Annotated in this window: 23 protein-coding genes; 21 read left to right on the top strand and 2 right to left on the bottom strand. The window is 66.7% G+C overall.

The genetic code is table 11. The features are described 5' to 3' along the window. The 17 genes from AB0L91_RS34665 to AB0L91_RS34585 all read left to right on the top strand — a co-directional run bounded on the left by AB0L91_RS34665 (nucleotide 1) and on the right by AB0L91_RS34585 (nucleotide 6,434). Nucleotides 1-225, top strand: coding sequence for a hypothetical protein (locus tag AB0L91_RS34665; protein WP_365017093.1), 225 nt, complete (start codon nucleotides 1-3; stop codon nucleotides 223-225). Beyond that, nucleotides 225-428 carry a hypothetical protein gene (locus AB0L91_RS34660; RefSeq protein ID WP_365017091.1) on the top strand — a complete coding sequence of 68 codons (204 nt, stop codon included), beginning with the start codon at nucleotides 225-227 and terminating at the stop codon, nucleotides 426-428. The genes AB0L91_RS34665 and AB0L91_RS34660 overlap by 1 nt, the downstream gene beginning before the upstream one ends. Then, nucleotides 418-630, top strand: a complete 213-nt coding sequence (locus tag AB0L91_RS34655) for a hypothetical protein (RefSeq protein ID WP_365017089.1) — start codon at nucleotides 418-420, stop codon at nucleotides 628-630. Before AB0L91_RS34660 ends, AB0L91_RS34655 begins: the two co-directional genes overlap by 11 nt. Further along, complete coding sequence (locus tag AB0L91_RS34650) at nucleotides 627-917, top strand: hypothetical protein (RefSeq protein WP_365017087.1); 291 nt, start codon at nucleotides 627-629, stop codon at nucleotides 915-917. The genes AB0L91_RS34655 and AB0L91_RS34650 overlap by 4 nt, the downstream gene beginning before the upstream one ends. After that, a complete protein-coding gene (locus AB0L91_RS34645) occupies nucleotides 914-1,093 on the top strand; it encodes a hypothetical protein (protein WP_365017085.1) in 180 nt (59 codons plus the stop codon). Before AB0L91_RS34650 ends, AB0L91_RS34645 begins: the two co-directional genes overlap by 4 nt. A 130-nt stretch (nucleotides 1,094-1,223) precedes the next feature. Further along, entirely contained in the window at nucleotides 1,224-1,457 is a 234-nt protein-coding gene (locus AB0L91_RS34640; protein WP_365017083.1) for a hypothetical protein, read from the top strand. After that, nucleotides 1,454-1,606, top strand: coding sequence for a hypothetical protein (locus tag AB0L91_RS34635; RefSeq protein ID WP_365017081.1), 153 nt, complete (start codon nucleotides 1,454-1,456; stop codon nucleotides 1,604-1,606). The genes AB0L91_RS34640 and AB0L91_RS34635 overlap by 4 nt, the downstream gene beginning before the upstream one ends. Beyond that, the gene (locus tag AB0L91_RS34630) at nucleotides 1,599-1,964 is read left to right on the top strand and encodes a hypothetical protein (protein ID WP_365017079.1); all 366 of its coding nucleotides are present in this window, start codon (nucleotides 1,599-1,601) and stop codon (nucleotides 1,962-1,964) included. Before AB0L91_RS34635 ends, AB0L91_RS34630 begins: the two co-directional genes overlap by 8 nt. Before the next feature lie 233 nt (nucleotides 1,965-2,197). Continuing rightward, nucleotides 2,198-2,497 carry a hypothetical protein gene (locus tag AB0L91_RS34625; RefSeq protein ID WP_365017077.1) on the top strand — a complete coding sequence of 100 codons (300 nt, stop codon included), beginning with the start codon at nucleotides 2,198-2,200 and terminating at the stop codon, nucleotides 2,495-2,497. After that, the gene (locus AB0L91_RS34620; protein WP_365017075.1) at nucleotides 2,494-3,054 is read left to right on the top strand and encodes a hypothetical protein; all 561 of its coding nucleotides are present in this window, start codon (nucleotides 2,494-2,496) and stop codon (nucleotides 3,052-3,054) included. Before AB0L91_RS34625 ends, AB0L91_RS34620 begins: the two co-directional genes overlap by 4 nt. Then, complete coding sequence (locus tag AB0L91_RS34615; RefSeq protein WP_365017074.1) at nucleotides 3,051-3,632, top strand: hypothetical protein; 582 nt, start codon at nucleotides 3,051-3,053, stop codon at nucleotides 3,630-3,632. The genes AB0L91_RS34620 and AB0L91_RS34615 overlap by 4 nt, the downstream gene beginning before the upstream one ends. A gap of 250 nt (nucleotides 3,633-3,882) precedes the next feature. Continuing rightward, complete coding sequence (locus AB0L91_RS34610; protein WP_365017072.1) at nucleotides 3,883-4,371, top strand: hypothetical protein; 489 nt, start codon at nucleotides 3,883-3,885, stop codon at nucleotides 4,369-4,371. A 112-nt stretch (nucleotides 4,372-4,483) separates the two neighbouring features. Continuing rightward, on the top strand, nucleotides 4,484-4,846 hold the full coding sequence (locus AB0L91_RS34605; RefSeq protein WP_365017071.1) for a hypothetical protein: 363 nt from the start codon (nucleotides 4,484-4,486) through the stop codon (nucleotides 4,844-4,846). Next, entirely contained in the window at nucleotides 4,843-5,493 is a 651-nt protein-coding gene (locus tag AB0L91_RS34600) for a hypothetical protein (RefSeq protein ID WP_365017069.1), read from the top strand. The genes AB0L91_RS34605 and AB0L91_RS34600 overlap by 4 nt, the downstream gene beginning before the upstream one ends. A gap of 87 nt (nucleotides 5,494-5,580) precedes the next feature. Beyond that, the gene (locus AB0L91_RS34595) at nucleotides 5,581-5,775 is read left to right on the top strand and encodes a hypothetical protein (RefSeq protein ID WP_365017068.1); all 195 of its coding nucleotides are present in this window, start codon (nucleotides 5,581-5,583) and stop codon (nucleotides 5,773-5,775) included. A 57-nt stretch (nucleotides 5,776-5,832) separates the two neighbouring features. Further along, nucleotides 5,833-6,138, top strand: a complete 306-nt coding sequence (locus AB0L91_RS34590; protein ID WP_365017066.1) for a hypothetical protein — start codon at nucleotides 5,833-5,835, stop codon at nucleotides 6,136-6,138. A 20-nt stretch (nucleotides 6,139-6,158) separates the two neighbouring features. After that, nucleotides 6,159-6,434 (top strand): hypothetical protein, encoded by a 276-nt coding sequence (locus AB0L91_RS34585; RefSeq protein ID WP_365017064.1) that lies wholly within the window; start codon nucleotides 6,159-6,161, stop codon nucleotides 6,432-6,434. Here the strand turns inward: AB0L91_RS34585 and AB0L91_RS34580 are convergent. Both AB0L91_RS34580 and AB0L91_RS34575 read right to left on the bottom strand, forming a co-directional pair. Continuing rightward, nucleotides 6,431-6,901, bottom strand: coding sequence for a hypothetical protein (locus AB0L91_RS34580; RefSeq protein ID WP_365017063.1), 471 nt, complete (start codon nucleotides 6,899-6,901; stop codon nucleotides 6,431-6,433). The two genes, AB0L91_RS34585 and AB0L91_RS34580, sit on opposite strands and share 4 nt — an antisense overlap. Nucleotides 6,902-6,908: 7 nt before the next feature. Next, nucleotides 6,909-8,321: a hypothetical protein gene (locus AB0L91_RS34575; RefSeq protein ID WP_365017061.1), complete on the bottom strand. Its 1,413-nt coding sequence runs from the start codon at nucleotides 8,319-8,321 to the stop codon at nucleotides 6,909-6,911. A 202-nt stretch (nucleotides 8,322-8,523) separates the two neighbouring features. Between AB0L91_RS34575 and AB0L91_RS34570 the strand changes: the two genes are divergently transcribed. Genes AB0L91_RS34570 through AB0L91_RS34555 form a run of 4 tightly spaced genes read left to right on the top strand, consistent with a single transcriptional unit; the run spans nucleotide 8,524 to nucleotide 9,571 of the window. Continuing rightward, nucleotides 8,524-8,742, top strand: a complete 219-nt coding sequence (locus tag AB0L91_RS34570) for a hypothetical protein (RefSeq protein WP_365017060.1) — start codon at nucleotides 8,524-8,526, stop codon at nucleotides 8,740-8,742. Next, complete coding sequence (locus tag AB0L91_RS34565) at nucleotides 8,739-9,044, top strand: hypothetical protein (protein ID WP_365017058.1); 306 nt, start codon at nucleotides 8,739-8,741, stop codon at nucleotides 9,042-9,044. The genes AB0L91_RS34570 and AB0L91_RS34565 overlap by 4 nt, the downstream gene beginning before the upstream one ends. Then, complete coding sequence (locus AB0L91_RS34560; RefSeq protein ID WP_365017056.1) at nucleotides 9,041-9,415, top strand: hypothetical protein; 375 nt, start codon at nucleotides 9,041-9,043, stop codon at nucleotides 9,413-9,415. The genes AB0L91_RS34565 and AB0L91_RS34560 overlap by 4 nt, the downstream gene beginning before the upstream one ends. Next, entirely contained in the window at nucleotides 9,416-9,571 is a 156-nt protein-coding gene (locus AB0L91_RS34555) for a hypothetical protein (RefSeq protein WP_365017055.1), read from the top strand. The last annotated feature ends 92 nt before the right edge of the window (nucleotides 9,572-9,663 follow it).

The following is a 9,663-nucleotide window of genomic DNA, read 5'->3' as shown; positions in this document are numbered from 1 at the left end:
ATGAAGCGCATCCGCATCGAGGCCGCCGCCAACGCACGCCGCTGGGACACCTACGAACTCGACGTGCCCGACGACTTCGACGTCGACGGCGAGTTCGCCGAGGCATACCTGCACGACCGGCTCGCCACCGACAACGGCATCACCTTGATCGACACCAGCTACGAGAGCGAACACGAGAAGTACCCGCCGGAAAAGCCCGACATCAACACCTTTGAGGAGATCTGATGCCCGAATTCACCTATGTGTTCTCGCAGTACGCCAGCCACGTCGTCACCGTGGAGGCCGAGACCCGCAAGGAAGGCGAGAACGCCGCATACGACCAGCTGCCCGTCAGTCTGTGCCACCAGTGCGCACACGAATTCAACATGGCCGGGGACTGGGAACTCGACGAAGAAGCAACCGAGGAGTACGAGTCCGATGGCGAGTGACCGCATCTACCGGGTCGTCGGCACCGACAAGGACGGTATCCCGGTCGAGACCATGAAGGCGAGCGACAGCGATGCACGTCGCGCGGCCGACGAAATGAACGCACGCGCCGCCAAGGCTGGCCGGCCGCAGGACTGGCATGCCGAGTACGCCGATATCGAGTGGCGTCCGATCGACGCACAACTGATGGAGTTCGAGCAGTGACCGCGATCCTTTTCCGTGAGACGAAGGCCCACGACGAGTCCGGGGCGGTCAAGCCGGGCGCGAAGTTGTCGAGCAACGAGTACGTGCCTTGCTGGCTGCGTGACGAAGATCAGCCCCACGGCCAGCTGTGGATTCGCCCCGTCGACCGCTGCAACCACGGCATCACGATCTGCCCGGAGTGCGCCGAGTCGTGGGATATCGACTACGTCGTCGACTACCACCGCACGCTCGGTGGCCGGGCGCTGCTGGAGCAGATGTCGACGACGGCGACGGAGGCGTTGTCGTGATCGAGTCGACGTGCCGTGCCTGCCACGGTGTCATCAGCTGGGTCGACTGCCCGACCGGTGGTTGGTGGCAGCACGAGGAACACCCCGAGGACGGTCACGACGCGGTCAGCGGTTTCGACCCGACCGAGGACGAGGACGCGTACGGCCGCTGGGTCACCCGCCGCAGGAAGGCGTGACCGTGGAAACGATGTGGTTCTGGCTGACGCATCCCCGAGATGCCCTGTGTGACTGGGGCATTTGGGGGTGTGACCTGCACAAGCGCACTGGCTGGTTCCCGTGGTGGAACCGGAAACCCCAGGAGGACTGATGGAACTGCACGCAACCGTGACCGGCGGGCTGGAGTGCGCGCTCTGTCTGCACGGCGCACCGATCTCCGCCAACGCCAGCAACGCCGCCGTGGTCATCGTCGACGGCTACACGCTGTGCGAAGAACACAAGTACGAGTTCGGCGACGTGGCCGAGGCGCGTGCCGAGATCCTGCGCGCCAAGCACGACAAAGAGCAGCGTGACCGCCTCCGCCGCATGGGACTTCTGCGATGACCGAGCCCGAGCCTGAGCGCCCCGACCTCGCAGCGTGGCGGCGCCGGCACGAACTGCGCAAGTCGTCGGCCGCGCAACCGATCCCGTCCGGCAAGACCTACCAACGCAAACCGAAACACGACCAGGAGACGGACGAGCGAGATGGATAGCAACCAGGCTGTGATCGCCGCGGCGTTGAGGGCGTACGACCCGGAGATGCCTGTCGCGCAGGCCGAGCATGCTGCCCGGCTCACCGCGGCGGCACTCGACAACGGCGGCTACGCGGTCGTGAAGCTGACCGAGCAGCAGACTGATAGGCACGGTGACCCGGTCTGGCCGGTGGACACCGACGGCCCACGCAGCGACGGGCACGTCTACCTGTTCGACGGCCACGCTGGAATGCGCCTCGGGCTCAACGGGGTCAGCACACCGATATGGGAGCCGGAGATCGCCGAATCGCTCGCGGCCGGACTGCTCGCCGGCGCCCGGAAGTGGGCTGAGTCAGAGAAGGGCGACCGTGATGAGTGACAACGGAACACCGAGCCCGAATGCGTGCCGACACTGTGGTGTCGACCGGCAGGAGCATCTGCAGCGGTGGGCGCCGGGCGTGAACTGGCACAGCTGGGTCGAGCCGACGGACGAGCAGAGGAAGCAGCGCATGCTGGCGAGGAGGGCAGCGTGAAGTACCGGGAATTCTGTGACGACTGCGGCGAGCACGTGGCGTCCGACGGCGAGTGCTACTGCAACCAGGAAGACGAAGAATGAGCAACAACATTCACCTCCGCGACATCGACATCCGCTGGGAAGGGCGCGACGACTTCACTCCCGAGGGCCACTACCTGGCGCTCGGGAAGGACTCGCTCGGCAACACGCGCCTGTGGCTGTTCCAGGGGGACACGGTGTCTGACGAGGGGTACTGCGGCAGCATCCTGATCCCTCAGGATGCCGGTGGTCGGCCGATCGCGTACGGGCCGCGCGGGTCCTACGTTGTCTCTGGCCACGACCAGGCCGCGCTGCTCTCGCGGCTGGCGAACGATGCTGCCCCTGGGGAGCCGAAGTGACCCGCCCGCTGCTGTACCTCGATGTCGACGGCCCGCTCAACCCATACGGCGCGAAGCCGGAGAAGCGTCCAGCCGGGTACGAAACCCATCGGTTGACGCCCGCGGCCTGGCTGGATCGGCACCCGAACACCCCGCCGGCTCGGGTGAAGCCTCTGCGGGTGTGGCTGAACCCCGAGCACGGGCCACAGCTGCTCGCGCTGGCCGAGGTGTTCGACCTTGCGTGGGGGACGACGTGGGAGCACGAGGCCAACAGCATGATCGGCCCCCTGATCGGACTGCCGGAACTGCCCGTCGTCGAGTTCACGGGCAGCAAGCGGTTCGGGCCGGAGGGGACGTTCTTCAAGACCGCGCCACTGATCGAGTACGCCGCCGGGCGCCCGTTCGCCTGGGTCGACGACGACATCTCGATGCGGGACCGCGGCTACGTCGAACGCCACCATCCCGGCGCGGCGCTGCTGCACTACGTGAACCCGGCGGCCGGCCTGGTCGACGAGGACTTCGTGGTGCTGCGGGAGTGGGGAACCTGTCAGACCGGCGTGGCAGGATCTGCGGCATGACCACGGACCCGCTCGACGAGCCGATCTACACGCGCCGCGACATGAAGCAGATCGGGTACGCGCTTCTTCACGTCCCGCACACCGCAGAGATCGAGTTCGCCGATGGCCAGATGCCCGCCGAGCCGACCCCCGAGTTGCTGCTGTCCATGTTGGACCAGTTGGCTGGGATTCTGCGGGGGAAGATGGCCGAGCCGACCGGGGTGGAGCAGGCGGTGTGGGCTGCATGGGGCGAGATCGAGGACAACGACCCGGCACCAGTGAAACGGATCGCCCGTCAGCTCGGTATGACCGCGGCTGATGTCGCGTTCGTGGTGTATCCGGTCGAGGAGTTCGGCCGGTGGGACGACAGCCAGGAACCTGACCTCGACTCCATCGAGCAGCTCGACGCTGGTAGCGGCCCGATTGAGGACCTGCCTGCTGACCTCGATGCCGACGGTCCTTGGATGTGCGATGCATGCGACGAGTCCGCCGAGGTGCTCGTGGTGCACCCGTCGGAACACGACGCGCAGCCACACCCGCTGTGCGCCGAGCATCTGGTGCAGTTCGGCCGGGAGCTCATCGCTGGGCGCGGCGACTAACCCTGGTGGACGACGAACGCCCCGGACTCGGTTGAGTTCGGGGCGTTCGCGATTGGGTAATCGGCCGTGCAGACAGGCGTGACTTGCTTGTTTGGTTGGCGTTTCAGATTGTAGGGGCATGTCGGCAGGTAGCGGGAGCCGGGATCTGCGGCCCGGCCGAACCACCCCCTTGCATAGTCGTAATTTACGACATAGAATCGCCGTATCGGGGCAGGCACCAGGCCAGCCCCCACCCGCCAAGGGGAATCCCATGACGCACATCACCTGCAGCCGCGAACTCGCCGCCCTCCTCAACGACTCGTCGCCCGCCACCCCGGAAGACGCGACCGAAACGCCGATCGACTGGGTCGACGGACTGTGGGTGAACGGCGATACCTACGACGTCGACGCTGCCGCAACCACATCCAACCGACTGGCCTTCGCAGACGGGAGCGCCGCAGTCGAGTGGAAACCGGCCGGATCCGACTGCTGGGGCAGCACCAACCCGTGCGGACACGTACCCGGCCGCCCTGACGCGCGTGAGCGCGCGCACTGGGTTCCGGCAAGCACCGCCGAGTGGGCTTGCGCTCACGACAACGTCGGGGTGTCCCGCGACTGGCGGACCGTCAACGTGTGGGACGCCAACGGCTACACCGACACCACCGTGTACGACACTGTCGCCGAGGCTGAGGCCGCCGCAGAACGGGAAGTCGCCGCGCTGGCCGAGATCTGCTCCGAGCATCACACCGACGAGGACTGACTACCAACGGGCCGGAGGAATCGTCCGGCCCGTTCTCGTTCCGGGAAAGGGCACACCGATGACATCACCACACCTGAACGACCTGGATGTCGAGGACAACTCGATCGGTCCGATGACTGCTGCCGAGTTCAAGGTCGTCCGTGAGTTCCTCGGCCTGACGACGCGGTGGCTCGCAGACGAACTCGGCATTCAGGAGCGCACGGTCCAACGGTGGGATGGTGGGCAGTCGACGGTGCCGGAGTGGGCTCGCGAACGGATCGAGGCGATCGAGACCGAGACTGCGGAATTGGTGTCGGCTTCGATCGACCACCTCAGCGACGCACGCGACCCCGGCATCCTCACCTACCGCAGCGACAACGACTATCGGAGCCACCACCCCGAATTGCGGTGGCCGGCGTCCTGGCATCGTGCGGTCATAGCCCGTGTCGCGCAGGAGGTGCCGGGCTTGGCGATCGAGTTTTGGCGGCCCGAGTGAGCTATCTTGACGACTTTCGTGCCGCCCTCGCCGCGGATGGAATCGACACCACACCCGCCGTGGAGGACCGCGCCCGGCCGATGAGCCGCGCTGACTACGAGCGCGAGTGGCGTGCCGCCCGCGCCGCCGAGCGGGTCGAGGTCAACGGCCGGCTGGTTCATCCGAGCGCCCCTCACGGCACAGCCAGCGCCTATGTGGCCTACGGCTGCCGATGCGAGCCGTGCACCACGGCGGCTGTCGTCCGCACGGAAGAGCGGCAGGACCGGGTGCGCGCCCACCTCCGAGGGCATGGCGTGTCGGGGTGGCGTCGCGGTTGCCGATGCGTGTTGTGCGCTGCCGAGAAAGCTAGGACCGACCGGATTCGTCGTCGGCGCGCGACGCGCCGATTGGTGGGGCGGTACCAGCGCACACGTATTACCGATGCGATCAGCGCCGGGGCGCACCCCGTCGAGGCGGCTGCCGCAGTTGGGTTGACGTGGAACCAGGTGCTCGGATTGGCGCGGCTCGATCGACGGTGGGCATCGCGGCTGGACAAGGCACTGCTGACTGGCCGGAATCCCGACATTGCGCATGGGTCCTATTACAGCTACCAGAAGCATCGATGCCGGTGCCCGGAGTGCCGAGCTGCGAAGGCGAGGTATCGCTAACTCTTGCATTGTCGTAATTTACGACATACGCTGAGTGGGCAAGCGGGGCAGGCACCGGCCAGCCTCCACCCACCAAGGGAGACTCGAATGAACATCACCCTCACCCCCGCCGCGATCACCTTCATGCGCGCCACCACCCGCCTCGACGAGGTCATGGAGTCCGGCGCCGTCGTGAACATCAATGACCTGCTCGACGCCCGCGCCGCCGCGAAGGCCACCCTGGTCGCCGAGGGCTTCACCCCCGACGAGATCACCGCCCTGGCCGAGCACGCTCGCGCCTGACCGCAAAGACACGAAAGGCCCCGCCGATTGGCGGGGCCTTTCTCGTACACTCCAGGCGTGGCCGACGTCGACGACCCGATCTCGCCCGAGGAGGCGGCGATGATGGCGTTGATCATCGACCTGATCGAGCCGGATACCGACGTGACAGTCGATCGGCTGCACGCGCAGCTGGAAGCCCTGATGGAGGACCCGCCGAGCCGCCACGACGTGGAGAACGCGCTGGCGATCCTGCGGATGCCGCACGTGCGCTACCAGCCCGGCGAACCGTCGGATGAGGTGCTGGGGCGGATGCGGGACATGCTCGCCGAGGCCGAAACTCCCCCGCTGGATCCGACCAAGTTCTCGCGGTACTTCCGATACTGACCGAGCGGTATGATTCGAACGTGAGTTCGAACCCGGACTGGAGGATCGGCAGCACCACCGGGCTCAACCCCGACGCCCTCTATTCGGTCCGCCGCGGTTGGGCCCACCCCTCCCCCGTTACCTGCCCCAACGGCCACCGGCTCGGCCCCAACCGGGTGTTGGTCGGGATCGTCATGTGCCCCGACGTCCCCGGAACCAACTGCCACCGCACCTACACCTGCCGCCAATGCGACGCCGCGGTCATGTGGCCGCCGGCCGTCGATGCCTGCGACCACCGCTGGTTCGACGGCCGCTAGTCGCGTTCGGCGCCGACCGGCCACACCACGTCGACCGGGACGCCGCGGGTCCGCGCCAACTCCACCACCGTGCCAGTGCCGGCGCGCTCGCTGACCTTGCCGTCCCACACCGCGATCAACCGATCCGTGTCGCCGACGAGGACCTCATTCGCGGCCTCGTAGGCATCGCGGCCAGCAGTGTCGAAGTCCATGACCCGCACCTTGGATGCCTTGCCGATCAGCGTGTCGAACCGCTCGGCGTCATCGGGTTTCACCTTGGCTTCGCGGTAGTCGCGCGACGGCACGACCACCTCGAGCTCGCCGCCGGCGGCCAGAACCGCTTCGGCGAACACGGTGTCGGCGCCGCGGGCGATGCAGGAGATCCCGACGAGGTCGGGGGTGCCGGCGATCAGGTCGGCGATCGCTTCGCGTACCAGTTCGGCGGTGTCGTCGGTAATGTTCATGTGTCCGGTGACGCTGATCCTCATACGGTCATCATGCCGGGGACAGCATCAGCGGGTGCAGCATGTCCCGCAGTTCGGTGACCGGGCGGCTGGTGGGGCACTCGGCGGTGCGCTGGTACACCTCGGTCACCTTCGCCTGGACGCGGTGGGAGGTGGTCTTGCCGACGTCGATGATCGCGAGTTCGCCGAGGCGTCGTGCTTCGCTGTATTCGCCTTGGATGAGGCGGGCTTCGGCGATGCCGAGCCGGTCGAGCGCGCTGGAACGCCACCGCTCCGGTTTGCGCAGCGCGATCGCGGAGGTGATCGCTTCGGCTGCTTCGTCCGCGAATTCGTTCTCCTTGCGGGCAAGTTCGAGCAATCGTCCGCCGAGGGTGCCGGACAGTTCAGCGGCGTCGAAGTACTGGATCCAGTACGGGTCGTTGTCGGGGCGGGCGTCACCGAACGCCCTGTAGGCATTGTCGGCGGCACGGTGGAACGCCGAGGGGCGGCCGAGTTTCGCGTACGCCCATGCCTCGCGCGTGTGCAGCAGGGCGCGCATGGTCGGGGTGATCGAGCGGCCGACGATGTCTTGGGCCAGGCGCACGAGTTCGAGGGCGTCGCTGGCGCGGGCGTGTTGGTAGCCGATGCGGTCGATGCCGTCGCCGGCCGGTTCGAGGGTGAGCATCTGCCGGGCCAGGTTCGCCAGCCCGTTGGCGAACAGGCCGGGGTCTCCGGCTTCGCGCGCGGACCGGATCGACAGCATGTAGTAGCCCTGCGCGGTGTGCTGCTCACCGGAATCCCAGGACATGGTCGCGGCGGTCTCGGCGAGCAGTGCACGGATCCGGCCGAGGCGCTGCCGGACCGCGGGATTCGATTCCGCGGCGATCAGGTCGTTCACCTCGGACAGCTGCCCGACCACGGCTTTGCGGCGCAGGCCGCCACCGAACTTGTCGTCCCACTCCCGAAACAACCTGGCGGCGCCTTCGAGGTCGTCTAGCTCCTGCGCGCCGGCGCCGGTGATGACCGGGACGGGTGTGGGGGTGTTGCGGCTTTTCCACAGCCAGCGTTCGAGCGGCTCGAGGAGGTAGGTGCCGACGACGACTCCGAAGATGGTGGTCGCGGCATCGCGGCGGTCCAGGGTGAGGTCCTTTCGTGCAAGGTCGTCAGCGACGTCCTCGCACGGCGATGTCCAGATCGCCGGATCAGGGTCGACCTCTAGAGTGCCGGGCGCGACTGCCCGCTGGGTCTGGAGTTTGTGGAACTCCGCTCGCTGCGGTCGTGTTGCCGCGGCGAGGAGCTGGTTCATCTTCTCGGCGTGTTCGGGGAGGAGGGTGATCGTTGTTCCGCGGTTGCACCACTTCTTGATGGTGTTGATGTGGATGTCGGCGCGTACGGCGAAGCGGTGGTGCGACAGGTCCAGTGCTGTGCGCAAGTCGGCTGCGTCGGCGCCTGTCCACTTCTTCATAGTCGACTCCTGGTCCCGGTGTGAAGGGCTCGTGTACCAGCGTGTACCGAGCGTGTACCGGAACACGTTCCGCGTGTACTTACGTGTTCTTCCGGGATCGCTCGTGGCCTACCAATGTTGATGGTGCCCCCGGCGCCAGCTCGACCCTCATCGCTGGCGCCGGGCGCTATCAAACCTGGCACCTATCACTCTAGGCGGTCCAATGCTGACCAGTCGCACCTTATTTCAACCCTCGCAGGAACCGGCGCTGCTGATTTGCACTGTCGATCCCGGCGAATTGACTACCGAGCAAGCGCACCGCGACATGCAGGTGCACCTGGAATGCGGAGTCGACACCTGCAAGGTGCGGCGTCGGGCACGAAGCACGCTGGTCGCGAACAACCGGATGGTCTTGGACTGCCGGGCGATGGAGCAGCGATGACCGCCGCCGACACGACCATGCTGACTCACTGCCAGCGGTGGATCCTCGAATCCTTGTGCATCGCGCACATTTGGGATGGTGGGATCACGGTCGAGTCGCTGGCGAGTCTGCTCAGCCACAGCCCGCACTACACCGGCGAGTACCTGGCGCAGCTCAAGGAGCTGAAGCTGGCCGCGGTCACTCGGCGCAGTTCCGGCGATGTGTGGAAGCCGCTGGCCCGCGGCTACGAGTTGGCCGAGCAGTACCCGAAGGTGGTCGCGGCCATGGCTGACAAGGCCGCGATCCTCGCTGAGGCGTCATGACCAGCCCGGACCAGTCGCGGTCTGTCGCTATCGGCTATCTGCGGCTGGATGTGTCCGGCGACTCGGAGTTCATTCACCGGGACGCGATCGAGGAGCTCGCGGCGAAGTGGGGATACGACCTTGTTCGGACCGAAGAGGCCGACGAGTTCTCCGTTTTCCCTGTAGCTGTGCTGATCAATGCGGCTCGCCTGGATCGGGCCGTCGCTGTGTTCGTGCCGTCCGCACGCCATTTCGAGGGGTGCACCGTTCCTGATGACCTGCTTGCGGTGTGCAGCGTGGTCACGGTCGCGGACAAACAGACCTACGCGCGACGTCCGCCGTCGCCGTCGGAAATCCGAAGCGTTACCCAACAAGAGAAGGAGATGAATTAGATGCGTGCAGTTCGCGCGTTTCGTGGTCCCGACGGCAACGCGGGCGGTAACAGCAACCCGGGTGACCCGACGAAGGATCCGCTCCAGATGTACGGGCGCAGCCCCCAGTTCGGCGACAAGATGAACGGCCCGTTCCCGAAGGTGGAACAGCAGTAGCCGATCAGCCCCAGTTCTCCCCCGGCTCTTCCGTCACACGATCGCCGGGGTGAGCGCGACCCCCGTAGCTGCCACTGCGAGCAGCTGCGGGG

Origin of the sequence: Nocardia sp. NPDC051833 (genome assembly GCF_040681225.1) — a bacterium.
Classification (GTDB): domain Bacteria; phylum Actinomycetota; class Actinomycetes; order Mycobacteriales; family Mycobacteriaceae; genus Nocardia.
This window is presented reverse-complemented; position numbering and strand designations above follow the sequence as displayed.